General features: G+C 64.3%; 31 protein-coding genes and 1 pseudogene. 26 read left to right on the top strand and 6 right to left on the bottom strand.

Annotated features, from left to right (window positions below; all coding sequences use genetic code 11):
- Positions 1 to 436: 436 nt before the first annotated feature.
- Positions 437 to 1378, bottom strand: a complete 942-nt coding sequence (locus KS03_RS17875; protein ID WP_012734260.1) for a LysR family transcriptional regulator — start codon at positions 1376 to 1378, stop codon at positions 437 to 439.
- A gap of 178 nt (positions 1379 to 1556) precedes the next feature.
- On the opposite strand from KS03_RS17875, the gene KS03_RS17870 reads away from it, so the two are divergent.
- The 3 genes and pseudogenes from KS03_RS17870 to KS03_RS17860 all read left to right on the top strand — a co-directional run bounded on the left by KS03_RS17870 (position 1557) and on the right by KS03_RS17860 (position 4704).
- Positions 1557 to 2480 carry a carbon-nitrogen hydrolase family protein gene (locus tag KS03_RS17870; RefSeq protein ID WP_012734259.1) on the top strand — a complete coding sequence of 308 codons (924 nt, stop codon included), beginning with the start codon at positions 1557 to 1559 and terminating at the stop codon, positions 2478 to 2480.
- 413 nt (positions 2481 to 2893) lie between these two features.
- On the top strand, positions 2894 to 3226 hold the full coding sequence (locus tag KS03_RS17865) for a hypothetical protein (RefSeq protein ID WP_017424819.1): 333 nt from the start codon (positions 2894 to 2896) through the stop codon (positions 3224 to 3226).
- Between the two features lie 369 nt (positions 3227 to 3595).
- A pseudogene (locus KS03_RS17860) lies at positions 3596 to 4704 on the top strand (tyrosine-type recombinase/integrase).
- Between the two features lie 113 nt (positions 4705 to 4817).
- On the opposite strand, the gene KS03_RS17855 reads toward KS03_RS17860, so the two are convergent.
- Positions 4818 to 5864, bottom strand: coding sequence for an IS481 family transposase (locus KS03_RS17855; protein ID WP_015877383.1), 1047 nt, complete (start codon positions 5862 to 5864; stop codon positions 4818 to 4820).
- 374 nt (positions 5865 to 6238) lie between these two features.
- Positions 6239 to 7003: a hypothetical protein gene (locus KS03_RS17850; RefSeq protein ID WP_017432135.1), complete on the bottom strand. Its 765-nt coding sequence runs from the start codon at positions 7001 to 7003 to the stop codon at positions 6239 to 6241.
- Positions 7004 to 7288: 285 nt separating this feature from the next.
- On the opposite strand from KS03_RS17850, the gene KS03_RS31510 reads away from it, so the two are divergent.
- From KS03_RS31510 to KS03_RS17830, 4 genes are all read left to right on the top strand, one after another.
- Positions 7289 to 7933: a hypothetical protein gene (locus KS03_RS31510; protein WP_127913977.1), complete on the top strand. Its 645-nt coding sequence runs from the start codon at positions 7289 to 7291 to the stop codon at positions 7931 to 7933.
- 126 nt (positions 7934 to 8059) lie between these two features.
- Entirely contained in the window at positions 8060 to 8587 is a 528-nt protein-coding gene (locus tag KS03_RS17840; RefSeq protein WP_045678865.1) for a PAAR domain-containing protein, read from the top strand.
- Positions 8584 to 9312 (top strand): VRR-NUC domain-containing protein, encoded by a 729-nt coding sequence (locus KS03_RS17835; protein ID WP_017432133.1) that lies wholly within the window; start codon positions 8584 to 8586, stop codon positions 9310 to 9312. Before KS03_RS17840 ends, KS03_RS17835 begins: the two co-directional genes overlap by 4 nt.
- Positions 9313 to 9321: 9 nt before the next feature.
- Complete coding sequence (locus tag KS03_RS17830) at positions 9322 to 10434, top strand: DUF3396 domain-containing protein (RefSeq protein WP_017432132.1); 1113 nt, start codon at positions 9322 to 9324, stop codon at positions 10432 to 10434.
- A gap of 59 nt (positions 10435 to 10493) precedes the next feature.
- Here KS03_RS17830 and KS03_RS31505 read toward each other — a convergent pair whose 3' ends face one another.
- Entirely contained in the window at positions 10494 to 11837 is a 1344-nt protein-coding gene (locus KS03_RS31505; protein ID WP_127913978.1) for an FRG domain-containing protein, read from the bottom strand.
- A gap of 376 nt (positions 11838 to 12213) precedes the next feature.
- Between KS03_RS31505 and KS03_RS17820 the strand changes: the two genes are divergently transcribed.
- Complete coding sequence (locus KS03_RS17820; RefSeq protein WP_045678864.1) at positions 12214 to 12678, top strand: Panacea domain-containing protein; 465 nt, start codon at positions 12214 to 12216, stop codon at positions 12676 to 12678.
- Positions 12678 to 13094 (top strand): hypothetical protein, encoded by a 417-nt coding sequence (locus tag KS03_RS17815; protein ID WP_017432129.1) that lies wholly within the window; start codon positions 12678 to 12680, stop codon positions 13092 to 13094. Before KS03_RS17820 ends, KS03_RS17815 begins: the two co-directional genes overlap by 1 nt.
- Positions 13095 to 13515: 421 nt before the next feature.
- On the opposite strand, the gene KS03_RS17810 is transcribed toward KS03_RS17815, so the two are convergent.
- Together KS03_RS17810 and KS03_RS17805 are read right to left on the bottom strand one after the other, a co-directional pair.
- On the bottom strand, positions 13516 to 14568 hold the full coding sequence (locus KS03_RS17810) for a phage portal protein (protein ID WP_017432128.1): 1053 nt from the start codon (positions 14566 to 14568) through the stop codon (positions 13516 to 13518).
- Positions 14568 to 16319: a terminase ATPase subunit family protein gene (locus tag KS03_RS17805; RefSeq protein ID WP_017432127.1), complete on the bottom strand. Its 1752-nt coding sequence runs from the start codon at positions 16317 to 16319 to the stop codon at positions 14568 to 14570. The genes KS03_RS17810 and KS03_RS17805 overlap by 1 nt, the downstream gene beginning before the upstream one ends.
- Positions 16320 to 16463: 144 nt before the next feature.
- On the opposite strand from KS03_RS17805, the gene KS03_RS17800 reads away from it, so the two are divergent.
- The 17 genes from KS03_RS17800 (at position 16464) to KS03_RS17725 (ending at position 26312) form a co-directional block, all read left to right on the top strand.
- Positions 16464 to 17288: a GPO family capsid scaffolding protein gene (locus tag KS03_RS17800; protein WP_017432126.1), complete on the top strand. Its 825-nt coding sequence runs from the start codon at positions 16464 to 16466 to the stop codon at positions 17286 to 17288.
- Positions 17289 to 17324: 36 nt separating this feature from the next.
- Positions 17325 to 18344: a phage major capsid protein, P2 family gene (locus KS03_RS17795; RefSeq protein WP_017432125.1), complete on the top strand. Its 1020-nt coding sequence runs from the start codon at positions 17325 to 17327 to the stop codon at positions 18342 to 18344.
- Positions 18341 to 19027 (top strand): phage terminase small subunit, encoded by a 687-nt coding sequence (locus KS03_RS17790; protein ID WP_017432124.1) that lies wholly within the window; start codon positions 18341 to 18343, stop codon positions 19025 to 19027. Before KS03_RS17795 ends, KS03_RS17790 begins: the two co-directional genes overlap by 4 nt.
- 104 nt (positions 19028 to 19131) lie before the next feature.
- Complete coding sequence (locus KS03_RS17785; protein WP_017432123.1) at positions 19132 to 19614, top strand: head completion/stabilization protein; 483 nt, start codon at positions 19132 to 19134, stop codon at positions 19612 to 19614.
- Positions 19614 to 19850, top strand: coding sequence for a hypothetical protein (locus KS03_RS31500; RefSeq protein ID WP_034196661.1), 237 nt, complete (start codon positions 19614 to 19616; stop codon positions 19848 to 19850). The genes KS03_RS17785 and KS03_RS31500 overlap by 1 nt, the downstream gene beginning before the upstream one ends.
- Positions 19850 to 20062 (top strand): tail protein X, encoded by a 213-nt coding sequence (locus KS03_RS17780; protein ID WP_017432121.1) that lies wholly within the window; start codon positions 19850 to 19852, stop codon positions 20060 to 20062. The genes KS03_RS31500 and KS03_RS17780 overlap by 1 nt, the downstream gene beginning before the upstream one ends.
- Positions 20063 to 20064: 2 nt before the next feature.
- On the top strand, positions 20065 to 20439 hold the full coding sequence (locus KS03_RS17775) for a putative holin (RefSeq protein ID WP_012327676.1): 375 nt from the start codon (positions 20065 to 20067) through the stop codon (positions 20437 to 20439).
- On the top strand, positions 20439 to 20759 hold the full coding sequence (locus tag KS03_RS17770; RefSeq protein WP_017432120.1) for a phage holin family protein: 321 nt from the start codon (positions 20439 to 20441) through the stop codon (positions 20757 to 20759). Before KS03_RS17775 ends, KS03_RS17770 begins: the two co-directional genes overlap by 1 nt.
- Positions 20752 to 21552 (top strand): N-acetylmuramidase domain-containing protein, encoded by an 801-nt coding sequence (locus tag KS03_RS17765; protein ID WP_017432119.1) that lies wholly within the window; start codon positions 20752 to 20754, stop codon positions 21550 to 21552. The genes KS03_RS17770 and KS03_RS17765 overlap by 8 nt, the downstream gene beginning before the upstream one ends.
- Positions 21549 to 22040, top strand: a complete 492-nt coding sequence (locus KS03_RS17760) for a hypothetical protein (protein ID WP_017432118.1) — start codon at positions 21549 to 21551, stop codon at positions 22038 to 22040. The genes KS03_RS17765 and KS03_RS17760 overlap by 4 nt, the downstream gene beginning before the upstream one ends.
- A complete protein-coding gene (locus KS03_RS17755) occupies positions 22037 to 22447 on the top strand; it encodes a phage tail protein (RefSeq protein ID WP_017432117.1) in 411 nt (136 codons plus the stop codon). The genes KS03_RS17760 and KS03_RS17755 overlap by 4 nt, the downstream gene beginning before the upstream one ends.
- A complete protein-coding gene (locus KS03_RS17750; protein ID WP_017432116.1) occupies positions 22447 to 22896 on the top strand; it encodes a phage virion morphogenesis protein in 450 nt (149 codons plus the stop codon). The genes KS03_RS17755 and KS03_RS17750 overlap by 1 nt, the downstream gene beginning before the upstream one ends.
- A gap of 53 nt (positions 22897 to 22949) precedes the next feature.
- Positions 22950 to 23711 (top strand): GIY-YIG nuclease family protein, encoded by a 762-nt coding sequence (locus KS03_RS17745; RefSeq protein ID WP_042967162.1) that lies wholly within the window; start codon positions 22950 to 22952, stop codon positions 23709 to 23711.
- A gap of 85 nt (positions 23712 to 23796) precedes the next feature.
- The gene (locus KS03_RS17740; RefSeq protein ID WP_017432113.1) at positions 23797 to 24504 is read left to right on the top strand and encodes a phage baseplate assembly protein V; all 708 of its coding nucleotides are present in this window, start codon (positions 23797 to 23799) and stop codon (positions 24502 to 24504) included.
- A complete protein-coding gene (locus tag KS03_RS17735; RefSeq protein WP_017432112.1) occupies positions 24501 to 24866 on the top strand; it encodes a GPW/gp25 family protein in 366 nt (121 codons plus the stop codon). The genes KS03_RS17740 and KS03_RS17735 overlap by 4 nt, the downstream gene beginning before the upstream one ends.
- Positions 24863 to 25768 carry a baseplate J/gp47 family protein gene (locus KS03_RS17730; protein ID WP_017432111.1) on the top strand — a complete coding sequence of 302 codons (906 nt, stop codon included), beginning with the start codon at positions 24863 to 24865 and terminating at the stop codon, positions 25766 to 25768. Before KS03_RS17735 ends, KS03_RS17730 begins: the two co-directional genes overlap by 4 nt.
- On the top strand, positions 25761 to 26312 hold the full coding sequence (locus KS03_RS17725) for a phage tail protein I (protein ID WP_042967161.1): 552 nt from the start codon (positions 25761 to 25763) through the stop codon (positions 26310 to 26312). Before KS03_RS17730 ends, KS03_RS17725 begins: the two co-directional genes overlap by 8 nt.
- Positions 26313 to 26317 lie beyond the last annotated feature (5 nt).

The following is a 26317-nucleotide window of genomic DNA, read 5'->3' as shown; positions in this document are numbered from 1 at the left end:
CGCGTCGTTACGCCTTCGACGCTGCGCGTGCTGCATGACGCTTTCGTGACACCACGGGATGCCGCGATGGTAACCGGCCCGGCGCGAAACGGCGTGGGAAATCTTGTCCAAGCCAGCGCCGGAACCGGTGCGTGGCGGCTCGAACGGCGCCCGGTGCGCGGGCGCGGCGCCACCTGCGGCATGGCGCCCGAGCAGCTCGATCCCGGTGCGATCGCGGCCCGTCGCGGTCGCGTCGCCGGCCATGTCGCTTGGCCGCCTCGGCTCGCTGCCGGGCGGGCGCCGCGGCGCCCTTCGCCGCGCGCGACTGACGGCCGCGACCGCACCGTTGGGGCGCACTGTCGGGCCGCGCCATTGGCCTGGCCCGCCGGCTCCGCGCACCGCTCGCCCTTCGGCCGCCCACCGGCGGCCCGCGATCGTTCGCGCCCGCCGCCGCCCGCTACGGCCGGCCGCCGGCCAAGCTGGCCGCCGCAAACCCGGCGAAGCTGTCCACGATCGCCTGCCGCAGCTTCGCCACGGCCGCGTCGCGCAGCGTACTGACGCGCCAGCCGAGCGCGACCGGGTAGGCCGGCATCGCGAGCGGACAGGCGACGAGCCCGAGCCCCGTCATGCGCGCGAGCGCCTCGGCAGCGTGATGCGGGATCGTCGCCACGGCCGGCGTGCCGCGCAGCAGGAACGGCAGCGCGGCGAAGTGCGTGGTGGACGCGCGCACCGTGCGGCGGCGCCCGATCTCGGCGAGCGCCTCGTCGACGATCCCGACCACGCCGCCCGACGACACCAGCACATGCTCGCGCGCCAGGAAATCGTCGAGCGTCAGCACGAGCCGGCCCGGCGCGGCGGCCGGATCGACGAGGCATGCATAGCGCCCGTGGCCGAGCGCCATGTGGCCGAGCCCGCGTGTGGCGAAGCCGCCCGCCGCGATCGCCAGATCGACCTCGCGGTTCGCGAGCGCGTCGCCGACGATCTGGCTGTGCGTCTGCCGGAAGATCACGCGCAGGCCCGGCGCGAGCCGAGCGGCGCATTCGATGAGGCGACCGCCGAACGCGATCTCGAAATCGTCCGACATCGCGACCGACACCGCACGCCCCTCGAACGAGGCCGGCGCGGGCGCGCCGAACGCGAGGCTCTGTCGGCAGCGGTCGAGCGCCTCGCCGATCAGCGGCTTCAGTTCGCGCGCACGCGCGGTGGGCGCGAGGCCGCGGCCGGTGCGCACGAACAGCGGATCGCCGTAGAGCGCGCGCAGGCGCCGCAGTGCGGCGCTGACGGCGGACTGCGTGAGGTCGAGCCGGATCGCCGCGCGACTCGCGCCGCCCTCGTCGAACAGCACTTCGAACACTTTCAGCAGGTTCAGGTCGACATCGGCGATATTCATGGCATTCATATCGAAAAGTGGCGCGGCCCGTGCTGGCGGGCGGGGCATCGCGCCATGATACGGGCATCGAAACGCGGCCCGTCATTCACGTCGCGGCGCGTTTCGAAGTGCCTGATCGATAACGCAAACCCCACGAACGCACCCGCCCCTGCGATCCAGCGGCTGCGTCGTCTCACCGGAGTCCGCCATGCCCCAATCCCGCATCGCCGCGCTGCAGATCGGCGCCTCCCCGCTCGGCAAGGCCGAGACCTTGCAGCAGATCCTCGCCTTCGAGGACGCGATCCGCGCCGAGCGGCTGGCGCTGGTGGTGATGCCCGAGGCGCTGCTGGGCGGCTATCCGAAAGGCGAGACGTTCGGCACCCGGCTCGGCTACCGGCTGCCCGAAGGACGCGACGCGTTCGCGCGCTACCACGGCAACGCGATCGACGTGCCGGGGCCGGAGACCGACGCGCTGGCCGGGCTGTCGGCACGCAGCGGCGCCTCGCTCGTGACCGGCGTGATCGAGCGCGCCGGCGCGACGCTGTACTGCACGGCGCTGTTCTTCGACCCGGCCGCCGGCCTCGTCGCGGCCCACCGCAAGCTGATGCCGACCGGCACCGAGCGGCTGATCTGGGGGCAAGGCGACGGCTCGACGCTGCCGGTGGTGGAGACGGCGGCCGGCCGTGCCGGCGCGGCGATCTGCTGGGAGAACCACATGCCGCTGCTGCGCATGGCGATGTACGCGAAGGGCGTAGAGATCTGGTGCGCACCGACCGTGGACGAGCGCGAGATCTGGCAGAGCTCGATGCGCCACATCGCGCACGAGGGGCGCTGCTTCGTGGTGAGCGCCTGCCAGGTGCAACCGTCGCCGGCCGCGCTCGGCATCGAGGTGCCGGGCTGGGACCCGCAGCGGCCGCTGATCAACGGCGGCAGCGTGATCGTCGGGCCGCTCGGCGAGGTGCTGGCGGGGCCGCTCGTCGGCGAGACCGGGCTCGTGATCACCGAGGTCGACACCGCCGAACTCACGCGCGCGCGCTACGACTTCGACGTGGCCGGCCATTACGCGCGCCCCGACGTGTTCACGCTGGCCGTCGACGAGCGCCCGAAGCGCAGCGTGGTGTTCCACCGGTGAGGCGGCGGCCACGCCGCCGCTCGGGCCGCCGGCCGGCTGCGCCCGACCTCGATGGCGCGCCCCGGGCGGCGGAGCGCCCGAACCCGGCCGCCAGCCGGATTGGCCGTTCTCGCGCGCAGGCACGGCATTCGGGACGACGGCGGCCCGCGCCGGCGAGGTCACGCGGCGGGGCGAGCGTGCGGCCGCGTGCTTGCCCTGGAACGTCGCGCGGATGGCCGCGCCGGCCGGCACCCGCGCGGCGACACGCGCGACCGGGTGCCGGCGGCACGCGCCCCGGAGCAGCGCAGGCGGCACGGCCACGGCGCGCAGCAGGCCCGGCGCGCTTGATCCAGTCGGATACGAGCGCGGGCGGTTTCACTACACTGCCCCGATCGGCCGACAACGCCTGCCTACCGTCATCGAGGAGGATCGACATGGTGAACGACATGCGCGCGGTGGTGATTCGTGCACCGATCCGCGAGCTGCGCGGCTTGCCCACCTGGAAGCTGATTCCATTCGCCAGCATCGCGGGCGGCCCGCACGGTGCACGCACCTACTGCGTCAGCAAGCAAGGCGTGGTGATCACGCTCGACGAGACCACGCCCGGCATCACGCAGACCCTGAACGTGATCCCGCACGACCAGAACGACGATCGCGCCGCCGCGAGCCATGCGCTGCGCGATCTCGCCCGCGAACTCGACGCAGCCGGCTTCGACCGCCAGTTGACCGCCTCGGCCGACACGCCCGGGCCGCTCGGTAACGCATGACGAAAGCGCGCAGGCGATGCGTCCCGGCGCCGAGCACGGCCCGTCATGGCCACGGCGGGCCCGGCCCGGCTCGCGGCTGGTGCGCGAAACCGCGCCCGCGGGCGGCGCCGGGCCAAGTGCCTTCCGCCGCCGCTTGCGCCGGGCCAGGTGCCGCGAACGTAGTCTGGCCCTATCCATTTCCACATTCATTTCCGAATCGCCCAAACCAGTCGCGCCCGAGAGCGGAATCAACAACCGGGCCGTCCACCTCAAGCCGCGACCGATACCGCACCGTTGCGGGTGCCGGCTCCGCCCAAGCCCCGGCCATGTGCTTTTCTGCGTGGCGTGGCGGTCAGGCGTAACGGCCCGCCGACGCTGATCGACGCCGGAATCGAATGTGAGGACCAGAAATCCGGTCCCAACTGGCAATACAAGCTGTACCCGCCTAGCGGCGGAACGCCGCTACAAGGCAGCACTGGCACCAGCAACAAAGCCCAGCACGATCGGCTGAAGGTCGATCTGTCGAACCAGGCGCGGCTCGGCCACCAGCCGCGCTACATCTGGAACGACGCCGTCGTGCGCTACATCAGCGACCGCGAGGGGCTGTCGAGCCTGGAAACGTCGAAAACGCACCTGCGCTGGCTTGACCAACACCTGTCCGGCGTCGCGCTGGCCGAAATCGACCGCAACCGCATCGACGCGATCGCCCTCGCCAAACGGAGGGGGCCGAAGGTGATCCGCACGAAGCACGGGATCGTGACCACCGATGAGTGCGTCAGCGCCGGCACCGTGACGCGCGTAATCAGCGTGCTGAAGGCCGTGCTGAACGCGGCGTCGAGTGGGAATGGTTGGATCGCGCGCCGGTGACGAAGCTGGCGAAAACCGTGCAAAAACGGATCCGCTGGCTGACGCCGGCGCAAGCCGAACGATTGCTCGCCGAGCTACCCGAGCACCTGGCCGACATGGCCCGCTTCAGCCTCGAAACCGGCCCGCGGCGCTCGAACGTGACGGGGCTGCAATGGTCGCAGGTCGACATCGTGCGGCGCGTCGCGTGGATTCACCCGGACCAGGCGAAGGCGAAGAAGGCAATCACGGTGCCGCTGTCCGAAACGGCGATCGCGGTCCTGTTGCGCCAGCGCGCGAAGAAGCGCGCGCCCGAGTTCGTCGACAGTGTGTTCGTGTACCACGGTCGGCCGGTCTATCAGACCGTGACCGAAGCCTGGCGCAAGGCGTTGAAGCGCGCCGGCATCAGCGATTTTCGCTGGCACGGCCTGCGTCACACCTGGGCGAGCTGGCACGTGCAGCGCGGCACGCCGTTACAGGTGTTGAAAGAGCTGGGCGGGTGGGAAACGCTGGAGATGGTGCAGCGCTACGCGCATCTGTCGGCGGCACATCTGGCGCAGTGGGTGACGCCGCACTTGCCGGTCGCGCAGGTGATCGAGCGGCCGCGTGAAACAGCGTCAGCGCCGCCGGAAACACTGCTGACCGCAGCCGGCTAACTGTAATTTCACTGTAACGGGGGGAAACGATGAAGTAGCGAAACCGCTGAAAGCCTTATCTGTAGAAGTCGCGACCCGATCTGACAGTTACCCGTTCCGACGGTGCGTGACTGTCAGATCAGATTCAGGTGGCTCACTTTCTCCTTCCACACCTCCTTGCCCGCGATGAGCGTCTGCAAAGGCGTGCGACCACAACACATCTTACCTTGATGCGTTCGCTCGCCGTTGTAGTACATCAGCCAAGTATCGAGATCGACCTGCAGTTCCGCCAGCGTCAGATAGAGCTTGTGGCGGAACGCGACCTGATAAAACTCCTGCAGGATGGTTTTATGGAACCGCTCGCAGATGCCATTGGTCTGCGGATGTCGCGCCTTGGTTTTGGTGTGCTCGATGTCGTTCAGCGCCAGGTACAGCTGATAATCGTGCGATTCCGGCTTGCCGCAATACTCCGTGCCTCGATCGGTCAGCATGCGGATCACACCCATGCCGTGCTCCTCGAAGAACGGCAACACCCGGTCATTGAGCAGATCGGCCGCCGTGATCGGCGTCTTGGTCGTGTACAGCTTGGCCATCGCCACTTTGCTGTAGGTGTCGACGAAGGTCTGCTGGTAAATCCGGCCTACGCCCTTGATCGTGCCCACGTAGAACGTGTCCTGCGAGCCCAGATAGCCGGGATGAGCGGTTTCGATTTCGCCATGAGCCACATCGTCGTCCTGCTTTCTTTCCAGCGCGGCCACCTGGTCCTCGCTCAGCACGATGCCTTTTTCAGCGACCTGCTTCTCCAGCGCCACGAGCCTCAGCTTGAAGGACGACAACGCGTGACGCAGCCAGATCGAACGAACGCCGGATGCAGACACGAAAATGCCGCGCCGGCGTAATTCGTTGCTGACCCGAACCTGCCCGTGGGCGGGCTGCTCGATGGCATAGGCCAGCACGGCGATTTCCGTCGCTTCATCGACTCGATTCTTGGGATTCGGCTTGCGCCGATTGCTGTCGAACAGGGCATCGACGCCGCCCTCGGCCACGGCGTTCTGATAGCGGTAGAACGTATCGCGCGACAGCCCCATCACCTTGCAGGCTTTCGACACGTTGCCCAGCTCGGCGGCCAGATTCAGCAGACCGATCTTGTGGCGGATGACATTTTGGTTGAGACTACTCACGGGGTTACTCCTTGGCGCTTGCGCGCTGTTTTGATGAAGATTCGCACCTCTATCAAAACGGGTAACCCCGCCTCTTGGCAAGGCCTTACTGTCAGATCAAGTCTGAACTTCTACACCTTATCAGACTTGGCGCGCCCGGCTGGGATCGAACCAGCAACCCCTGCCTTCGGAGCTTTACCTGCGCGCAATACATCCTTTTAAATCAAAGCCTTATGCAACTCGCAAACTGCAAAACCAAGGCTGCGCAAGGTCAATCAAGGCCAATCCAGCTCACGCCAGCTGCAATTTAGCTGCACTCAGAGGTGCGCCGCGGCGAACTGAAAGCGCGAAATAGAAGCGGTTACGTACGGCACACGAAGAGCGCCAATTCGCGTTCAAAACGGACGATCAGTGACCCACAGACGCTTCACATCCATCTGGCGGGCGAAGAACTCCAAGATCGGCAACGCCAGCGAAACCGGCTCGGGAAATTTGAATAAATCCTCCCAAACGGTTCCGCGAGCCGGGCCGTTCATGTTGCGATCGGCAGACTTCATGTGAATGATCCGCTCCCGCATGAGCTCGAGCCGATGGAATTCGTCCCAACACTTCTTCCCCTTCGGCGCTTGGATGCTCAGGGCCGCAGGCAGAATTTCCATCATCTTTTTCGATAGCGTTAGTCGACGCTCGATGTCGGCCTTAACCAACCGCTCTTCCGTGTCCTTGTACTTCTGTACGTGGATGTAGCTGTCTGGGATTGTCTCGTTCGCAAAGGCTTCGACTGCCGTATAAGCGCCAACCACGCTGGTCATGAAGCACTCGAGATAGTGAAAGGCATCGGCATCGGCGGCGAACGTGACGTTTTTGCGCACCCCTTTTCGGATGCCGCTGCGATCCAAGACGGCGCGGGCCTCGGCATAGTTTCGATGTGAAATGTTGAGGAACAAAGCGGTCGCGTTCGGAATGTTGAGCGTCAGTTGACGCCCGTCGTGCACTGGGAACTGTCCGGCTTGCTTTATCAGCGACCCTTTCGCATACGTCACTTCCGGATTCCACGGGGGCGTAAACGGCTCCGCGAGTTCCGCCGTGGCCTGCAGTCTCCAGTCCTTCCATAGGGCCGGGTCGTTCAGCGACCCTGCCTCTTCGTCACGATCTGTCATGGTCTCCCGCTTCCGGGTTGATATCTTGCTTTGAATGGTGCTTCCGAACCATCATAGTGCAACACTATTGACGAAATGCAGCATCACGGGGAAAGACGATCAATGGGACAGGCGGCCGAGAGAAAAAGGCGGTTCTTTGCGCAGCATCCGCGATGCTGCTTTTGCGGCGGAGAGGCTCTGGCGACCACACAGGATCATTGGCCACCTCGCAGCTTTTTTGTCGGTCGAATCTGGCCAGAGGAGCATGTCTTCCCCGCTTGCGGACAATGCAACAACGCAAGTCGCGTGCACGAGATGCTGTTTGCGATGATCTGTCGAATTCGCTTCAGTCCCGCGCGGGTAGGTGTCAGCGAAGAAGATGCACAACGAGAGTGGGCGAAAAACGCCCAAGGCGTTGCGCAGGTTCTGCCTGAAACCTACCGCTCAATGCTGATGTCTGTCACGGAAAAGAGAAGCCAAGCCCGCGCGCTCGGCATCCAGCCCGGCCCCGGCGAGACATTCCGGGACCTACCTATCTTGTCGATCGATCATCCTGAGTTTTATGAAGCCTCCAAAACTGTAGCTCGCAAGCTGTTTTGCGCTCTTTACTACATGCGCACCGGGCGTCCGCTAACGTCTCGCGGCGGGATAGTCTTCCTGTGGACGACAAACGCGCACGGGATGGACCAACTTTTGAGCTCCGAAAATTTGAGTCCGTTGCTTGCACAGTTCCCTCCGATTCAACGTGGTAACAGCATGCTGAACGACCAGTTTGCCTGCGCCTACACTCTGATCGACGCGGACCCGCCGTCAGCACTTTTTGCCGTCCAGTTCAACGATGCCGTCGCGATGATTGGCGCCGTGTTCGGCGACATTTCGGGGGTTGGCATCTTCGACCAAATTCCGGACGTCGAGAATCATCGGGTCTATCCGTATCGCTGGCCCGAGTAGCGGAGACTGCATTCGGAGCTTTACCAGGGCGAAACCCGAGCACATTTAGTCTCCCGGTAATTCCTACAGGATTTCCACTTTCCCGTGCGTGCTACATTTCCCGCAGATTTCCTGTGAGGATTGGGCATGAGTTCAGCATTCATCCGCGAAGGCGACACCACCAGTCACGGCGGCCGCGTGCTCGCGTGTACGTCGACCAACATCGTATTCGGGAAGCCGCTGGCGCTCGAAGGTGACATGGTGTCGTGCCCGAAGTGCGGCGGCGTCTATCCGATCATTGGCGTCCGAGTGCGCAGCATGACGTTCGGCGGGCGGGCCGTGGCGACCGATGGGGACAAGACGGCGTGCGGCGCAACGCTGATCGCGTCGCAAGGCCAGGCGACGGTGGAACCTACGTCCGGCGCGGGCGGCTCGATCGGCGCGGGTAAAAGCGTTGTGGCGCAGAACGTCGCGCAGGACGATGGCGCGTATCGCGGACGCTTCCAGCTCGTCGACGACAAGACGCGCGAACCGATCGCGAACCACCCGTACACGGTCACGTCGGCGGACGGCAAGACGGTCCAAGGCACCACCGATGCGAGCGGCCACACTGATTGGCTCAGCAGCCACCAGGCCTCTTCCCTGTCTTTCCAGCAACCGGGGAGCAGTGAATGAGCGGCGGCTACTCCCCGGGCTCGTCACCTGGGGGCATGAGCCCGAGCGGCCAGACGACTCAGGTCGGGGTAAGTGCTGCCAAGCTCTCACCGAAAGACCGCAAAGTTCTATGTCACACGTTCTGCGAGTGCCGGCGCATCGGCGTCGCGACGAAAGCCGGGACCATCCAGCGGCAGCGGTGCGTTGAGATGCGACTCGGGCTGCCGAACGAAGTGTCGAAAATGCAGACGGGCGTTCCGACCGAATACCGCCCGGAACAGCCGTACGATATGACAACGGATCCGCCTGAGCCAATCATGGACTACGACGACCCTCTCGAGCCCAATACCGGGATTCGGCAGTGGATCAAGGACAAGTGGCCGAGCAAGGGCAAGAAGTACGAGAAGGGCGACGTGCGCCGCCCCGACGTCGTCATCGTGAACGACCCGGCCCAGCCGCCTGTGCAGTCGAACATCAAGACCGTCGTGGAGATGAAGTTCCCCGGGGACACGTACGGCCCCGACCAGGAAGACGACTATATCGAGATCGCCGGCGGCCCGTCCAAGTTCGTCCACCTCGGCGCGGCTGACTGCGGATGCGGCGACGACGACGGCCAGAAGAAGACTTCGCGCTCGAGGCAAACCGCCTCACAATCTGACCTGGACGAACTTTACGGGACCAGCCCCAGCGCGCCCGGTGCCCCGCCGCTCCCGCCGCCGCAACTCCAGCCGCTCCCTGCTTTTTAAGCTGACGCCATGACAAACGACGAAATCGCTGCCTGGGCCAAGGATCCGCGCCGAGCGGACACGATGCCCTTCGGCCTGTACGAGCCCGCGCACCAGAAGGGCATCACCGGTGCCGCCTTGGTTGTGCGGGGCGTACTCTACTTCCGCGACGGCTTCACACCCGCCGTCCGCCAAGCCCTGGTGCGCTGCTTCACGCAATACAACACGGCGATCGAGGAATATCACCACGCGCTCGAGGTGGCGGCCGGCGAGCAGCCGTCGAAATCCGGCCCGCTGCGCTGGCTGTACGCCGAGGGCGAAGAGCCGGCCCCATACGACAAGGCGCCGGGATTCGAGAGCATCGCGGCGCGCGTGCCCGCCGACGAAACGCTCGCGGTCGCGATGACGAGCGCCGAGCACAAGCTCGCCACCGGGTTCTACGAATTTACCGTGTTCGCGCTGAGCGAAGGGAAAGCAGCGCGCAAGCGCGGTCTCGACGGCCTGGCCTTCACGGTGCCGCGCGCGTTTCTCGTTCAGCGACCGGGCGTATTCGAAACGCTGTTCAATGCGTTCGCCAAGGATCTACCGACCGTCCACGGGCACGGCGGCCTGGCCGTGAACGTGCCTCCGATGGGACGGCGGCCGAACGAAGCCAGCGAGTATTTCTACGCGCGCCGCTTCGGGCCTGGCATCGACGTCGGCGATCCGATGCGATCGACTGTCCGCAAGCTCTACACGAAGATCAAGACCGTCGACTGGCTGAACGCGCTCGATGGGGATCTCGTTCGCGCGGCTGGTGGCGCATCGTCGCTCATGCTTCCGCCTGACTGGTTCTCCCGCCAGCCATTCGGTGACGGCGGACTACTGATCAAGGCCGGCGTTGCGCCGGAGTCCGGCGTGTCCAACGGACCGGGAATTCCCGTCTCGCCGCCGGCCGCGTACGTCATTCTGAATCGCGCGCTGAAGCCGATCATTGCGGATTCGGTCGATACCCTGCAGGACGGGACGCTCGATAGCACTGCGCCACTGCTCAATACGGTCGTCGCGACCGAAGGATGGCTGAGCCGCTTCAACGTGTCGGATGAACAGCTCAACAACTTCTGGGTCGAGCTGCACAAAACGCCGAAACTGCACGGTGGGTGAGTGAAACCACTCACCCGGCCCGGCCTGCACCGCAGTTGATCCGCTGAGCCACCGTGCTACTAGAGATTCAGCCCCTTGTGTGTGAAGTTCAGCGCATCGACCTGTTTGAATTCCGCGTCTTTCAGAGCGATTTCGAACATGTTCAAAAGTGTGAACTGCAACTCATGCGGCAAGTCGTTATTGCAAGGGCATTGGTCGTCGTTCGGGACTCTCGTCCACACGTCACCGTCCACTCGGTATATCCATCCAGCGGAGACTCCAGCACCGCACACGACGTTGGCCGGATGTTCGACATACAGTGCCCCCACTGACACGAGGTTCCCGTCCATGCGCTCCACATAAATGCCCTTCTCGCACGCGTAGCTATCCAGGAACTCGGGAGGCCGGATCACGCCATCCAGTTCGATCGCAAATCCGCTATTCTCGCGAAGGAGTTTTGTCGTTTCAGGCAACTCGAATGTCCTCGGCACATTCGAATAGTAGGAATCCTCCGCCATACGATAAAATGGCACGAGCTGCAGTGGAGTGGATTCATCCGCCCGATTATCGGCGATCCAAAATTTATCAAACAAGATTGTTTCCGGAGGCAGGTGCTTTACAAACGCCAAATTATATTCCGGCAAATCCAGTCCACGTCGAAACGCGGGAATCGGGTTCATCGCGTCTCGGATACGGAACCAAGGAATAGACAGAAGCGCCCTTAAAACAATATCTGTCCTTTCGCCCGGAAAAAGATCGACAGTATTACAAAACCCGTTGTCCTTGGCGTACGCCTGGAGCACGGCCATATTTACAACGATGTGTGAGACCACCGCCTCTGGCGGCAGCCGTCGCACGCTGCCGGCGAGACAGGCATGCTGCGCATGGAAGCGTATCGGACCGTCCTCGACCTCGATCTCCGTTAGATCAAAAACACCCACATTACCTTGCTTCAGAACTTCGGTATCTACGACATATAGATGCCCGTCACCCTCGCTCACCGCTGTATATGACGCTTCTCGATGTATCAGCCAGACGGGATCCTCCTCGTAGTTTTCGCACATATGAATCCGCATGTCATCGGAGTATTTATGCGATGCAAACCAACATGCAACAGCGAGGGATTTTGTTAAATCAATGTAGAAGGATCGCCAGCCGTAATGCTGCAAAACCGCCTGAACTGTGTCGGATGCAAGCGCGTCATATGCGCCACCGCCGAGCGCCCGGATAATCGCTTTCGCGTAATGAGTCCATTTGAACATGAGTGGCGGTATACAACCGTGGCGCTCAAATGATGTGGGCATATTTGGAGCCCCTGTCGAATCAAAGTAATGCTTTGTTTGGCCTCGAAATAAATACCTTGCTCCGTATTTCTTCGTTATTTCTCGAAGCTCTTCAATCGACTCTATGCGTGTGGTTTCCATGTGGTCCCCTTGTTCTCATGATCTGGCCATGTACCGACGGTTGTAAGCTCACGCGCCCTCAACGCTGCGCACGGGGCGTCCGCCGATCCTCTCACACGAAGGCTAGGGTGCGCCAAGCTGCCCGCTCCTGGCCCAAGGCTACGCAATAGGGCCCTATTTTTTCGGCTAGACCACTGTTCATTTATACAGTATTGTATCTAGCACAAAGTGGCACTATTTGACGTGCATAGTGATGCACTATGGTGTACATTCCGCGTGCGCGGGGGCAGATATAGAGGAAATGTAAGCGACTCACGGTCGCTTTCGGGCCTGTCCGACTGTAGTCGGCCCCGCATCGAGGAAGGTGTCACGTACTCTTACAACGAGGAGGATCGATATGAGCACAAATGCGCTGTCTGTCGCTCGATACATCCTCGAGCGACGCCAAGCCGCGGGGGATGCACTGACCCCAATGCAGTTGATAAAGCTGGTCTACATCGCTCAGGGCCATATGCTGGCCCGTTATGGCCGGCCGCTGTTCAACGAGCAGGTGGAGGCTTGGCAATATGGGCCTGTTGTCCCGAGCGTCTATCACGCCGTGAAGCACTTCAAGAGCTCGCCGGTAATCGGTATCAATGCGTGGGTGCAGCACTTCACGCCGGAAGAATACGAGGTCATGAACCACGTAGCAGACACGTACGGCCCGTACAATGGTGTTGTGCTTTCCGCTGCGACTCATCAACCGGATACTCCATGGGCCCAAACATGGTATGCGTTCGGTCGAAATGCGCCGATCTCGAATGACATCATCGAGAATTTCTATTCGAAGATTCTGCAGCAGCCGACGCATACTTCACTTTGATGGCTACGCCTGAACCATCTGCGGCTGCGCAAGGCTCAGCCCCGCCGGCAAATGACGACGGATCGGACGACCTCCGATCCGTTTTCACGCCTGCCTCCCAGCCGTCCGCCGATGCAATCGCGACGAAGGAGGCAACTTCTCTTGCGGCCGGGATTGACCTCGAAAAGGACGGTGCTAGGCAAGAACACAAGCGCCATCAGACGTTCAGAAATCACATCAACGTTGCAACGATCGGCCTGTTTTGGGTCATATGCCTCGGCCTGTTGATCGGCATCGCCACTTACGCGTGGCATATGGTGACGCCCGACGCGTTGCACTATCTGACCGAAAAGCAGTTGGACAAGCTCCAAACAGTTCTCGGCTCTGCCGTGCTATCGAGCGCACTCACGGGCTACGTCAACAAGCGAATGTCTTGATCGTCCGTCGCCTCGCCAACCTCAATGAACGAGGCTGCATAACCAAGGCGCATAAAAGTGCATAGACGAGTCGGGCCCTCGATCGCCGGGCGGCCCGGCCCAGATGGCCCGGGGCGCCAGGTGCATGAGTGCATAAAAACCGTTCATTTTTGCGGGCAGGTGGGGCGGGGTCACAACTGCGCGCGCCGGGTCTTGATCGTCATCCCAGGGGCAGGGTCCGGCCCTTAGAACGGCGCCTGCGACGCGTCACGCGGCCCGCCACGGCCCTGCGGCGGGCTCGCCCGACCCTTGGGGTGCGTCCAGGCGGCAGCCGCTCTGAGGCGCCCTAATCCGCCCCGACCTCGCACGATCGACAGACGCAAAAAAGCCGCCGGCACCGAAGTGCCCGGCGGCTTTGCTTTGCCTGGTGTGCGGTCGGGCGTCAGCCCTTCGGCATCTCGAAGTCTCTGAACCGCACGACCTCGGTCCCGATCCAGTCGTTCAGCTCCCGGAGCCGCGCCTTCAGCGGCTCGATCTCGAGGCCATTGAATACCCCGGCCGCCTTCTCCACGTCACCGAAGCCGCCCGCGTTCGACGGGATGATCCCCATCAGTTGCGGCGGCACGCGGTGCGCCGCGAGCTGATCCTCGACAGTCACCTTTTTGATGTTCCAGAACTCGTCCTTCGCCGCGACCTCACCGATCGGCAGGAGCTGGATGCCGTCCTTCTTCCCTTTCGGCGCGTACATGAACAGGTTCCGGAAGTTGCCCGGCCCCTTCGCGTTCTTTAGCGCCGTACGCAGATTGTCGACGTCCTCCTGACGCTCGGCCGCATCGGTCATGTACAGGATGAAGCCTGCGTGGCTCCCGTTCTTGTAGTAGCGCCGGCGAAACAGCGTCGCGCTTTCGTTCAGCCAGGTCGAGTTCAACGCAGACAGGTATTCCGGGAGCCCGTAGATCTCCTGGTTCAGGTCGGGCTCGTACAGGTGATAGACCGAGCCCTTCGGGAATTCGTACGGCTCCCGCACATTCGTGACGAACCAGTATTGACCCGGCTCGACGCCGACCCGCGTGTACTTCGCGAGCGACGACTTCAGCGCCATCGGTGCGCCGAGCCGGTTCGTGCGCAGCTCGAGGTAACTGTTGGCGAAGACCAAGTACTCGAGCACGAACCGGCTGAAATCCGCGCGCGGCAGCAGCGGATGCTCGATGTACGACTGCACGAGGATGTTGCGCTTCACGTAGATGGCCGAGCTGTGGTGTGGCGCGGCCCGAAACGAGCGCGCGAGGCCGTCCAGGGGCAGCGGCGGCTCGTACCAGTTCCCCATCCGCATGCATTCAACATACTCGAGCAGCTCGCGACGATCCATTACCTCGATCGGATCGCCAAACGAGAACACCTCCGTGCGCGGCGTCGGCGCCGGCGTGGGTTCGGCGGCCTGCTCGGCACGGCCATGCGTGCGGCGCCCGGCGCCGCGTCGAATCTTGCGTGACATTAGAAAAGCTCCATAAATCCGGTATTGGTGCTCGTCGCGCCCTCGAGCGGCTCGTTCGCGAGCGCGTGCATGCACGCCCAGGCCAGGTCGCCATGGCTCGCCTCTTCGGATCGGCTCGCCTTGTACGTGATCTGCAGCCCGCTGGGCGTGATCGTTTTCTTGATTGCCATGAACGCGGCGGCGAGATCCTTCCAGCCCGTGTCGAACTCGAGCCGGCCTTTGCGGATCACGTTCTGCGCCTTCATCACGAGCGCGGTCTTGATCTCGACCGAGTAGTGGAACGGCGTCGCAGCCGGGAAAAACTTCGTGACGAGCTGATAGACGCCCTGCCCGATCCCGGTCGTGTCGATGCCGATGTAGGTCACGCGGTAGCGCTGGGTCAGCGCCTCGATCTGCGCCGCCTGCGCTTCGAAGTCGAGGCCGTGCCACTGGAACCGCTCGAGCACGCGGAACTTGCCGCCGGGATACTTCGGCGGCGCCAAGACCACGCAGCCCGCACTGTCGCCCGTGTGCGACGGGTCGTAACCGATCCACACCTCTTCGTCGCCGAACGGGCGCATGTACAGCGGCTTGAAGTCGTCCCACACCTCCCACGTGTCGACCATGCACGTCTGCAACGTCGCGAGAGGAAAGACCGACAGCGAATCGTCAATGAACTGGCACAGCAGCAGGTTCGCGTATTCGTCCGCGCTGTATTCGAGCTTCAGGCGCTCGAGGTCGAACAGGTTGCAGCCGCCGCGCACGGCGTCCTCGACGGTCACGATCTGCCGATACTGGCCGTCCGCGCACGCGCGGCCCGCCGCGAGCGCCGCGTTCGAGATGTCGATCGACACGCGCTGATCCTTCGGTCGACCGCGGTTGAACAGCGCCCCGGACCAGAACGGGTATGCGTCGTGCGCCAGGCTCGACGGCGTCGAGAAATACGTCTGTCGCCACTGCGAATGGATTGCCATGCCCGACGCGACCTTGCGCAGGTCCTGGAAGCGCGGCACCCAGAAGTACTCGTCGAAATACAGGTTGCCGTGATAGCTCTGCGCGGTGCGCGCGTTCGTGCCGAGGAAGTACAGCGTCGCGCCGTTCGGCAACACCATCGGATCGCCCTTCAGCTCGACGCCGACCGCGTCCTTCGCGAACTGGACGATGTACTGGCGGAACACGTGCGCCTGCGCCTTGCTGGCCGACAGGAAGATCTGATTGCGGCCCGTGTTCAGCGCATCGAGCAGCGCTTCGCGCGCGAAGTACCAGGTCGCGCCGATCTGCCGGCTCTTCAGGATGTTGCGAATCCGCTCTTTGAAGCCGGCCCGATACCAGGTCCGCTGATAGTCGAAGATCGATTCGAGGAACGCATCGTTCAACTTCTCGATCTGCTCTTCGCTGAACGCGTTGCGGTCGTCCGAGCTGCACGATCGGCGCGTGCCGCCACCACCCCCGGATTCGCTCACCTTTGCATCGTTCGCTGGTCGCGATCGCAACCGGTCGAGCTGACGCGTCAGCAGGTCGATCTCCTTGAAGTCGCGCCCTTCCTTCGCCTCCTTCGTGACGAGCTTTATCAGCTGCGCCTCGATCGTCATGTTGACGCGATCGACCGGCTCGGTCTCGTCCCATCCATCGCGCTTTTTCCAGCTATAGAGCGTGGCCGGCTTCACGCCGAGCAGCTCGGCGATACGCGCGATGCGATACCCCTGCCAGTACAGGTCGCGTGCGCGTCGGCGTGGATCAACGTCGGATGAATCAATGGGAAGTGCAGTCATGCAGCAAGGCTACCGACGCGCGCGCGTAGGCCCTACTGCATACGGTTGTATCGGTTGCGCGCACAACCAACATGCGTTGCGACTCCGGTTCGAACTGCCGAAACTGGAATCCCTGAACACAGCCCCCTCTCAGCGGATTCGCACATGGCACAGGACGCAAAGAAGACGAAGTTTTTCCGGATCGCGACCGAAGGCGCGACGACGGACGGCCGCACGATCGATCGCGCGATGCTCGAACAGATGGCGAGCAGCTACGACCCGAAAACGTACGGCGCACGCATCAACATGGAACACATTCGCGGCTACACCCCGGATAGCACGTTCCGCGCGTATGGCGACGTGATCGCGCTCAAGGCAGAAGAGCAGGACGGAAAGATGCGCCTGCTCGCGCAACTGTCGCCGACCAAAGACCTGGTCGCGCTGACCACCGAGCAGCGGCAGAAGGTCTACACGTCGATGGAAGTCGATCCCGATTTCGCCGGCACGGGAGAGGCGTACCTGGTCGGTCTCGCCGTCACCGACAACCCGGCAAGCCTCGGCACGGAAATGTTGCAGTTCAGTGCGAAGCACAAAGCGTACGACGCACGGAAGCAGCGCCCGGAAAACCTCTTCAGCGCCGCCATCGAAGCCGACATCGAGATCGAAGACGAGGACGCACCGCCGCGTACCGGTGATGCCGGCAAGTCACTGTTCTCGAAGGTACGCGGCCTGCTGAACCGCAAGGAAGCAACCGACGAGCAGCGCTTTTCCGACCTCTCGCAATCGGTCGTCGCGCTCGCGGAAAGCCAGAGCCAGGTGCTCGAGCAGCTCGAGAAATTCAACACGAACGTTGACGAGCTGAAACGCGCGCAGAAGGACGGCGAGAAGCGACACAGCGAACTGGTCCAGAAGCTTTCGCGCACCGACAGCAGCCCGCAACAGCGGCCGACGTCGACGGGCAGCGACAACGGGGCGCAGACCGACTGCTAACCCGCCCTCATCCCAATTCCCCCAGACGGAGAACCCATGCGGAACACTACCCGCGAGCAGTACAACCGGTATCTGGCTCGCATCCAGGAACTGAACGGCATCAGCGATGCCACGAAGAAGTTTTCGGTCGCGCCGAGCGTGCAGCAAACGCTCGAAACAAAGATTCAGGAATCGAGCGCATTCCTCGGCCGGATCAACATCCACGGCGTCGAGGAAATGGAGGGCGAGAAGATCGGCCTCGGCGTATCCGGCCCGATCGCGAGCCGCACCGATACGACCAAGCGAGCGCGTGAAACGCGCGACGTCTCGGCACTCGACAACCAGAAATACCGTTGCGAGAAGACGAACTACGACACGCACATCCGCTATCAGCAGCTCGACGCGTGGGCGAAGTTCCCGGACTTCCAGGCGCGTCTGCGCGATTCCATCATAGTGCGTCAGGCGCTCGATCGCATCATGATCGGCTGGAACGGCGTGAAGGTTGCGGACGATACCGATCTCGCCACGAATCCGCTGCTGCAGGACGTGAACATCGGTTGGCTGCAGCAGTACCGCAACAACGCGAAGCAACGCGTGTTCTCGGGCGTGAAGATCGGCAAGGGCGAAGAATTCAAGAATCTCGACGCTGTCGTTTCGCTCGCGCGCAACGAGTTCCTCGACCCGTGGTACGCCGAAGACCCGAACCTCGTCGTGATCTGCGGCCGCGAGCTGCTCCAGGACAAGTATTTCCCGCTCATCAACCAGGCGCAGCCGTCGACCGAAACTCTCGCAACCGACATCGTCGTATCGCAGAAGCGCGTCGGCAACCTGCCGGCCGTCAGCGTGCCGTACTTCCCGCCGCATGCGCTGATGGTCACTCGCCTGGACAACCTGTCGATCTACTGGCAAACCAGCGCGCGCCGGCGCTCGCTGAAGGAAGTGCCCGAGCGCGATCGCATCGAGAACTATGAAAGCTCGAACGATGCGTACGTGATCGAGCAGTACGGCGCCGGCTGCGTGGTCGAGGGCATCCAGTTTGCCGACGCTGCCCCGGCCGCTCCGCAGGGTGGCGCATGACGAACCAGTTCCGCCAACACTTCCAGCGCACCGTCGCGGCCACGGCCGCGCGCGGTACGCCGACGAGTGTCGGCGGGCTGCGCGACGACTCGGCATATACGCTGATGCTCGCGCAGCTCGACGAACACCGCCGCGCGCTGAAGGCTGTCGAGTCGCTCGAGCGCAAGGCCGACCTGAAGCGGCAGTTCCTGCCTGCATACGACGCGTGGGTCGCGGGCGTGCTCGACGGCGCAGCCGGCGCCCAGGACGACGTGCTGATGACGATCATGGTCTGGCGCATCGACGTCGGCGATTACCAAGGCGCGCTCGAGATCGGCGCGTACGCGCTGCGGCACGCCCTCCCGCTGCCCGACCAGTACAAGCGCAGCACGCCGTGTCTGCTCGTCGAGGAATTCGCCGAGGCCGCGTTGCGCGCCCATCGCGCCGGCGATGCGATCCAGGTCGAACCGCTCGTCGAGATCGAGCGACTCACGGCAGTGGCCGACATGCCCGACGAAGTTCGCGCGAAGCTGCACAAGGCGATCGGCTACGGCCTCTCCGCCTCCGATCCCGCCCGTGCCCTCGACCATCTACGCCGCGCGCTGCAGCTCTTCGCGAACGTGGGCGTGAAGAAGGACATCGAGCGGCTCGAGCGCGAGCTGAAGAATTCCGCCAACGGGGGCCAGTCCGACCCCGGTGGCTGACACCGAGCGTACCCCGCGCACCAGGCGGCACGGGGCCGTAGCCGGCACTGTCCGCGCGAAAGCCCCGTCCACCGCCTCTACCGATCAACCTGACGAACCCGACCATGTCCTTTGTCTCGACCCCGCCGCTGCCGCGTGCGCCGGCGGATGCGGAACCCGCAAAGCCGATCAAAAACGACCCGTTCTATCCGGATGTGTCGCTCGAGCACGCGCGCGACACGATGCGCCTCGACGGGTCGATCACCGGCGCCCGTCTGCGGCACGAGCTGCTCGCCGCGATCGCCGAGGTAAACGACGAACTGCGCAGCGCACGCGCGGTGTGGCGCGAAGCCGGCATCACCTGCCTGGCCGACGTGCCGGCCGACCAGCTCGACGGCGAAAGCGTACGGCTGCAGCACTACCGGCGCGCGGTGTATTGCCTGGCGAAGGCGACGCTTATCGAGCGGTACCGCGACTACGACACGACAGGCGACGGCGCACGCCGCGCAGACGAGCTCGAGCCCCAGGGCGACGAGCTGCGCCGTGATGCTCGGTGGGCAATCAGCGACATCGTTGGCCGGCCACGCGTCACCGTGGAGCTGATCTGATGGCCCGCGCCGTGTTCCGCCTGTGCCATCAGCCCGGCCGTCGCTTCCGCAACGGTCGATCACAACCGCACCGATTGCAACGTCGGTATGCATGGTTCTTCTGGCGCGACATTGACTGGTTCGAATACGTCGAAGATGCGCTGCATTGCATTGCCGGCGAGTGCAGACAACGACGTGAGCGCAGCAAGCCCGATCTCATTGCGACGTTCGACGCCAACGGCCAGGAGCGGACCTGATGGAGGTACGTGCGATACAGGGTGAAACCATCGACGCGCTTTGCTGGCGTGTGCTAGGCCGCACGCGCGGCGTCGTCGAAGCGGTGCTCGACCTCAACCGGGACCTGGCGCAGTACGGCCCGATCCTGCCTCACGGGCTGCTCGTCGAGCTGCCCGACGAAGTACCGCAAGCGGCGCAATCCGGTGCCGAGCGGCTCCAGTTATGGGACTGAGAATGGCTGAACCTATTTCCACGTCGTCCGCGACGGTCGCGGCGCTCGGCGTCGCCACGCTTTCGCTGTTTCCCGGCGTCGACGCCAACGTCGTCATGGGCGCGTTCGCCGGCTCGCTGCTGTTTGTGATGACGGCCGCCGATCCGTCGATTCCGAAGCGCATCGCGTTCTTCGTGATCTCGTTCGTCGCCGGGTGCCTCACAGCCGAGCTGTTCGCCGCCGCGCTCGACGCGGTGCTGCCGGCCCGCGTTGAGGTGCACGCCGGCATCGGCGCGCTGATCGCATCCGCGCTCGTCGTGAAGCTGCTGCTGTGGCTGATCGCCCAGGCCGACGCGCCCGATCGGCTGCTGAACGTGTTCAAGGGGAGGGAAAAGTAATGATCACGACCGTCTATGTGCTGCTGTGTGCGGCGCTCGCGCTGCGCCTCGTGACCTTCCGCCGTGGCACGAGCGCCCACCGGCCGCTCGCGGCATGTCTGGCGTACACGATCGCGGTCGCCGCCGGCGCCGCGCCGATCCGCGCCGCGTTCGGCATGCTGCCGCCAGCGAATCTTGCCGACACGGTGCTGGTCGGCGTCCTGTGCCTCGCCGTGTACGGCGTTCGCGGCAACGTCGTCGAACTGTTCCACCGTGGCAACCCGCGCGACTCCGTGATCGCGCGCGTGCTGCAATTCAAGGTATGGGGGCGCCATGTATAAGACCCTGCGCCTCGGCGACCGCGGCTCCGACGTCAGCTACCTGCAGCGCCAGCTCATCGCAGCCGGCGCGCGTCTCGACACCGACGCGATTTACGGCAGCGCAACCCGTAACGCCGTGGTGGCGTTTCAGGCCACGCACGGGCTGGTCGCAGACGGCATCGCCGGCCCGAAGACCTGGTCGACGCTCTCGGCCGGCCGGCGCGATCCGCGTCACCTCACCGACGCCGACCTGCAGTACGCGGCTGATCGGCTGCAGGTCGATATCGCGGCCGTGCGTGCCGTCAATGAGGTGGAATCGAAAGGCGCCGGGTTCCTGCCTGACGGCCGGCCCGTGATCCTGTACGAGCGGCACATCATGTATCGCCAGCTCGCGGCGGCCGGCCTGGACGCGGACGCGCTGGCGGCGAAATATCCGGCCCTGGTCAACCCGAAGCGCGGCGGCTACGCCGGCGACGCGGCGGAATATGCGCGCCTGGCGAGCGCGTCGCAAATTTCGGCCGCATGCGCGCTCGAAGCGACGAGCTGGGGCGCGTTTCAAATCATGGGCTTCCACTGGAAGGCGCTCGGCTATCCGGACGTGTTCGCATTCGTCGACGCGATGAAGGTCAGCGAGGCCGAGCAGCTCGAGGCATTCGTCCGCTTCGTCCTGGCTGACAAGGTAATGCTCGCCGCGCTGCGCGGTAAGAAGTGGGCGAAGTTCGCCGAGCTGTACAACGGCAAGGCTTACGCAGAGAACCTGTACGACGTGAAGCTCGAACGGGCCTTCGATCGCTACAGCCGGGCGGCCGCGTGACGATCGGCGCCCGTATCTTCGTCGCCGGCGCGATCGCGCTCGCCGTAGCTGTCGTCGTCATCGCGATCCAGCATGCGCGCCTGGTCGACGCCGGCCAGCGCGTCGACGATCTCGCGCGCGACGTGCGCGATCGGACGGCCGAGCGCGACGCGGCACGCCGCGACGTGAAGGTCGTCACGCAGTACGTCGACCGTGTTCAGGTCGTCCGTGGGAAGGGCGACACCATCATCAAGGAGATTCCCGTCTATGTGGATCGCGAAGCGGATCGCGCCTGCGTTGTTCCTGTTGGGTTTGTGCGCGTGCACAACGGCGCCGCCGCCAACGTGCCGGTGGGCGATCCCGGAAGCGCTGATGCGGCCCCCTCGGGCATTGCGCTCTCTGCCGTCGCCGCAACCGTCGCCGGCAACTACACCACCTGTCACGAAAACGCCGAGCAACTGATCGCGCTGCAGACCCGAGTACGCGACACGGAGGAATCGGCGCCATGAAGAAGCCCGATAGCGTGCGCGCGGCGCTCACTGCCGCCCTGCCCGAGTTCGCGCGCGATCCCGACCGGCTGCACGTCTTCATCGAACACGGGTCGATCGCCGTCACCGCTGCGAAGTCACTGTCGTTCGAATATGCGTACACGCTCGACATCGTCGTGACGGACTACGCCGGCGATGCGGATCACCTCATCGTGCCGATCATCGCGTGGCTGAAGATCCACCAGCCTGAGCTGCTACTCAACCGCGACCTCTGCCGCGACGGGTTCAAGTTCCAGGCCGAACTGCTCGACAACGGTAAATCGGACGTCGAGATCCTTCTGAAGCTGACCGAGCGCGTCGGCGTGATCGAGCAACCGGGCGGCTACGAGATTCGCCACTTCGGCGAGCCGCCGATCGCGGGGACCTGATGGTCGATCGACTATCCCGCGCCGAAGACTGGGCGTTCGGCCTGCTCGGTCAGCTCACGGCCGCGCAGCGCGTGATTCTGGCGAAGGGGCTGGCCGTCGAGCTGCGCCGACGCCATTCGCGGCGCATCGCCGAAGCCCGCAACCCGGACGGTAGCCGGTACGCCCCGCGCAAGCCGCAGGCTCGGCGCAAGAAGGGCCGCATCCGGCGCGCGATGTTCGCGAAGCTGCGTACCGCGCGCTTCCTTAAAACCGCGTCGACCGCTGACGCATCGGTCCTACATTTCACGCGACAGGTCGAACGCATCGCACGCGTGCACCAGGAGGGCCTGCGCGATCGCGTTGAGCGCAACGGGCCGGTCGTCCAGTATCCGGTGCGCGAGCTGCTCGGCTTGGCCGATGCCGACATCGACCGGATCGCCGACGTCGTTCTTGACTTCCTGTCGAGCTAGTCCGAGTACGATTGGGCTACCGCCGTCCCAGAGTCATTGGATGTCAACAGCGTATGAAGCGTTTGATTGAACTGACTGCTAGCGCCGCTCTGCCTTCGTTGCACAATCCCGCAACGAGCTGCCTGTTCCTTTACGTCATGCAGAATGAACACGGCCTCATCAAGATCGGGCGTAGCGATGACCCGCACCGTCGAGTGTCCGAGGTCCAAAAGAGCGCTCGTTGTTCGGTCGCCCTGATCGCCACTTTTCCCGGAGCCGGCCATTTCGAGGAATGGATGCATATCCAAATGGCCGATCATCTAATCGGATACGAATGGTTCGAAGGAACGCGCGAAGCGAGGGATGCGCTGGCCGCGCTTCTCGGGCACGAACTGACCTGGGTGTACGAACTCACGGCGCAGAGCGCACGCGCGTGGACAGAGAGGCTGCTCGACAGCGGGGCAGAGCGTTACTGGCGCAAACGCGAACGCGACGTAATCCGCAGAATTAAGGGTGCTGTCACCGGCAATGGGACATATCGCGCTCATGTCGACGGCTCCCTGGATCTCGACGGATACATCGCGCCGCACGTGGGATTCCGTGAACCGCTTCTCGAGGAGGATCGAGATGGCAAACCGGTTCTACTGGCGCGATTCGGCGACAGTGAAGAGATGACTATCGTGCCCGCCTACACGCGCTCGATGGCGGCCGCCCTAAGTCTGTGGCTACCCAATCCTGACCGGCCCATTCAATCCTTCGAGCGCCCGGTGGAATGCTGCTTCTTCGGCCTTTGTGACCGACTTGGATTCGATCCCGAGCGGCTATCGGCTTACTGAGCGAGCGACCAATATTTCGTTGTCGCCCGGCCGTGTACAACCTTTCTAGCGTGCCTCTCTCCCGCGCGCGCGGCATCCTTGCCGCATGGATGATTTTGCTGACCTGAACCGCCGCCTCGAAAGCCTCCTGCGCGAGGGCACCGTGATCGAAGTCGATCACGGTGCCCGCCGCGTACGCGTGGAATCCGGTGGCCTGCAAACCGACTGGATTCGCTGGCTCGCGCAGCGCACCGGCGACAGCGTCACGTGGGACCCGCCGTCCGAGGGCGAGCCGGGGCTGCTGTTCTGTCCGTCCGGCGAACCGACGACGGGCCTCTTTCTCCCTGGCGTGTACTGCGACGGCCACGACTCGCCCAGCTCGAGCCCGACGCAACACGTGCGCGTCTACCGCGACGGCGCACGCGTCCAGTACGACTTCGCCGCGCACGCACTCACCGCCACGCTTCCGGCCGGCGCCACCGTCCAGGTCATCGCGCCTGGCAGCGTCACGGTCGAAACCAAAACCGCAACCGTCAAGGCGAAATCCGTCACGCTCGACGCCGACGATACGACCGTGACGGGCTCGCTGCTCGTGAAGGGACCGCTCACGTTCGAATCGGGCGCGACCGGCAAGGGCGGGGGCGGCACGGGCGGTGGCGGCCCCGTGATCGAGATTCAGGGCAGCGCGCACTTCACGGGCACCGTGACTGCTGACGTCGACGTGAAGTCGCGAGGCGTCAGCCTGGTAGAGCATCCGCACCAGGCGCAGGGCGAATTCGCCAAGACTTCGAAGCCGATCGCAGGTGGCGCATGAACGGCATGAACGCACGCACCGGCCGCGCGATCGCCGGCCAGGTCCACATCGAGCAGTCCGTCGCGGACATCCTATTTACGCCGCTCGGCACGCGCGTGATGCGCCGTGAGTACGGTTCGCTGCTGCCCGAGCTGATCGACGGCCCGGTCAATCCCCTGATGCGCATGCGCGTCATGGCGGCGTCCGTGATGGCGCTGGCCCGATGGGAGCCGCGCATCCAGGTCAACCAGGTGGATTTCGGCAGCACCGGCATCGACGGCGGCGCCGTGCTCGAGCTGCAAGGCGAGCGCACGGACGGCCCGCGCGCGGGCACTGCCTTCTCCATGCGCCTGCCGGCGACGAACGGGCGAGGTGCTGCATGAGAACGACGCCGATAGATCTGTCGCAGCTCCCGGCACCGGACATCGTCGACGAACTCGACTATGAAACGATCCTGGCCGAGAAGAAAGCCCGCTTGGTCTCCCTGTACCCGAAGGAACAGCAAGACGAGATCGCGGCCACGCTCGAGCTCGAATCGGAGCCGATGGTGAAGCTGCTGCAGGAAGGCGCGTACGAAAAAATGCTGCTGCTCGCGCTCATGAACGAGAAAGCGCGCGGCATCCTGCTCGCGTACGCGAAGCGCAGCACGCTCGAGCACATCGGCGCCCTCTTCGACGTCGACCGCCTGCTGATCTCGCCGGGCGATCCCGACCAGGGCATCGATCCTGTCTACGAGGACGACGACAGCCTGCGCGAGCGCATCCAGCTCGCGCCGCGCGGTTTCTCAGTCGCTGGCCCCGACGACGCGTACGTGTTCCATGCGCGCGCCGCTGATGGGCGCGTGAAGGCGGCGACCGCGTATAGCCCGTCGCCGTGCGTGATGATCGTCACGGTTCTGTCGCGCGAAGGCGACGGCACCGCGAGCCAGGAACTGATCGACATCGTGAAGAAGGCGCTCGAGAAGAAGCGGCCGCAGGCCGATGAGGTCATCGTGCAGAGCGCGAAGATCGTGCCGTACGCGATCCGCGCGACGCTGCGCTTCTTCAACGGCCCGGACCGCGCCGTCGCGCTCGCGGAAGCGAAGAAGAAGACGCTGCAGTTCGCCGAATCGATGCACCGGCCGGGTTCCGAGGTCACGAAGGACGGCCTGTACGCGTCGATGCGCGTTGCCGGCGTCCAGAAGGTGCTGCTCGACACGCCGGCCGAAGGCGTGCCGATCGCGATCGACCAGGCGCCGTACTGCACGGGTATCGAGCTGACGGACGGTGGGGTGGCCGATGACTAGCCCGGCCGTCTCCCTGCTGCCGCCGAACGCGACCGTGCTCGAGCGGCGCCTGGCCGAGGCCAACGCGGACGTGCTGGACATCCCGGTCGAGATCGACACGCTGATGGATCCGGATCGAATCCCGCTGCGCTTCCTGCCCTGGCTCGCCTGGCACATGGGCGTTGATACCTGGCGCGACGAATGGCCCGAGCAGGTAAAGCGCGCACGCGTGAAATCCGCGATCCGGATCGCCCGCAAAAAGGGCACGGCCGACGCCGTGCGCGACGTGTGCGCGTCATTCGGCGCGAACGTGGTGATGCGCGAGTGGTTCGAGAAAACGCCGCGAGGCGTGCCAGGCACGTTCGAGATCGTGATGACGGTCGGCGCGCGTGGCGGCGTGCCGGCCACCGCGCAATACGTCAACGACATCCGGGCCGAGGTCGATCGCGCGAAGCGCGGCACCGCCCACTACACCTTCACGCAGGGATTCAGCATGCGCGGCTCGATCGGCGTCGCATGTGGCGTGCGCGCAGCTGTTTATCGCCGCCTCTCTCTCACGGATTAACGAAC

This window comes from Burkholderia glumae LMG 2196 = ATCC 33617, assembly GCF_000960995.1.
Classification (GTDB): domain Bacteria; phylum Pseudomonadota; class Gammaproteobacteria; order Burkholderiales; family Burkholderiaceae; genus Burkholderia; species Burkholderia glumae.
The sequence above is the reverse complement of the archived record's forward strand: the minus strand, read 5'-3'. Positions and strand labels throughout refer to the sequence as shown.

Excerpts from the sequence above, each read along its gene's own strand:
- KS03_RS17875 (WP_012734260.1), bottom strand. The coding sequence starts at position 1,378 with ATGAATGCCATGAATATCGCCGATGTCGACCTGAACCTGCTGAAAGTG.
- KS03_RS17870 (WP_012734259.1), top strand. The coding sequence starts at position 1,557 with ATGCCCCAATCCCGCATCGCCGCGCTGCAGATCGGCGCCTCCCCGCTC.
- KS03_RS17865 (WP_017424819.1), top strand. The coding sequence starts at position 2,894 with ATGGTGAACGACATGCGCGCGGTGGTGATTCGTGCACCGATCCGCGAG.
- KS03_RS17850 (WP_017432135.1), bottom strand. The coding sequence starts at position 7,003 with ATGACAGATCGTGACGAAGAGGCAGGGTCGCTGAACGACCCGGCCCTA.
- KS03_RS17840 (WP_045678865.1), top strand. The coding sequence starts at position 8,060 with ATGAGTTCAGCATTCATCCGCGAAGGCGACACCACCAGTCACGGCGGC.
- KS03_RS17835 (WP_017432133.1), top strand. The coding sequence starts at position 8,584 with ATGAGCGGCGGCTACTCCCCGGGCTCGTCACCTGGGGGCATGAGCCCG.
- KS03_RS17830 (WP_017432132.1), top strand. The coding sequence starts at position 9,322 with ATGACAAACGACGAAATCGCTGCCTGGGCCAAGGATCCGCGCCGAGCG.
- KS03_RS31505 (WP_127913978.1), bottom strand. The coding sequence starts at position 11,837 with ATGGAAACCACACGCATAGAGTCGATTGAAGAGCTTCGAGAAATAACG.
- KS03_RS17820 (WP_045678864.1), top strand. The coding sequence starts at position 12,214 with ATGAGCACAAATGCGCTGTCTGTCGCTCGATACATCCTCGAGCGACGC.
- KS03_RS17815 (WP_017432129.1), top strand. The coding sequence starts at position 12,678 with ATGGCTACGCCTGAACCATCTGCGGCTGCGCAAGGCTCAGCCCCGCCG.
- KS03_RS17810 (WP_017432128.1), bottom strand. The coding sequence starts at position 14,568 with ATGTCACGCAAGATTCGACGCGGCGCCGGGCGCCGCACGCATGGCCGT.
- KS03_RS17805 (WP_017432127.1), bottom strand. The coding sequence starts at position 16,319 with ATGACTGCACTTCCCATTGATTCATCCGACGTTGATCCACGCCGACGC.
- KS03_RS17800 (WP_017432126.1), top strand. The coding sequence starts at position 16,464 with ATGGCACAGGACGCAAAGAAGACGAAGTTTTTCCGGATCGCGACCGAA.
- KS03_RS17795 (WP_017432125.1), top strand. The coding sequence starts at position 17,325 with ATGCGGAACACTACCCGCGAGCAGTACAACCGGTATCTGGCTCGCATC.
- KS03_RS17790 (WP_017432124.1), top strand. The coding sequence starts at position 18,341 with ATGACGAACCAGTTCCGCCAACACTTCCAGCGCACCGTCGCGGCCACG.
- KS03_RS17785 (WP_017432123.1), top strand. The coding sequence starts at position 19,132 with ATGTCCTTTGTCTCGACCCCGCCGCTGCCGCGTGCGCCGGCGGATGCG.
- KS03_RS31500 (WP_034196661.1), top strand. The coding sequence starts at position 19,614 with ATGGCCCGCGCCGTGTTCCGCCTGTGCCATCAGCCCGGCCGTCGCTTC.
- KS03_RS17780 (WP_017432121.1), top strand. The coding sequence starts at position 19,850 with ATGGAGGTACGTGCGATACAGGGTGAAACCATCGACGCGCTTTGCTGG.
- KS03_RS17775 (WP_012327676.1), top strand. The coding sequence starts at position 20,065 with ATGGCTGAACCTATTTCCACGTCGTCCGCGACGGTCGCGGCGCTCGGC.
- KS03_RS17770 (WP_017432120.1), top strand. The coding sequence starts at position 20,439 with ATGATCACGACCGTCTATGTGCTGCTGTGTGCGGCGCTCGCGCTGCGC.
- KS03_RS17765 (WP_017432119.1), top strand. The coding sequence starts at position 20,752 with ATGTATAAGACCCTGCGCCTCGGCGACCGCGGCTCCGACGTCAGCTAC.
- KS03_RS17755 (WP_017432117.1), top strand. The coding sequence starts at position 22,037 with ATGAAGAAGCCCGATAGCGTGCGCGCGGCGCTCACTGCCGCCCTGCCC.
- KS03_RS17750 (WP_017432116.1), top strand. The coding sequence starts at position 22,447 with ATGGTCGATCGACTATCCCGCGCCGAAGACTGGGCGTTCGGCCTGCTC.
- KS03_RS17745 (WP_042967162.1), top strand. The coding sequence starts at position 22,950 with ATGAAGCGTTTGATTGAACTGACTGCTAGCGCCGCTCTGCCTTCGTTG.
- KS03_RS17740 (WP_017432113.1), top strand. The coding sequence starts at position 23,797 with ATGGATGATTTTGCTGACCTGAACCGCCGCCTCGAAAGCCTCCTGCGC.
- KS03_RS17735 (WP_017432112.1), top strand. The coding sequence starts at position 24,501 with ATGAACGGCATGAACGCACGCACCGGCCGCGCGATCGCCGGCCAGGTC.
- KS03_RS17730 (WP_017432111.1), top strand. The coding sequence starts at position 24,863 with ATGAGAACGACGCCGATAGATCTGTCGCAGCTCCCGGCACCGGACATC.
- KS03_RS17725 (WP_042967161.1), top strand. The coding sequence starts at position 25,761 with ATGACTAGCCCGGCCGTCTCCCTGCTGCCGCCGAACGCGACCGTGCTC.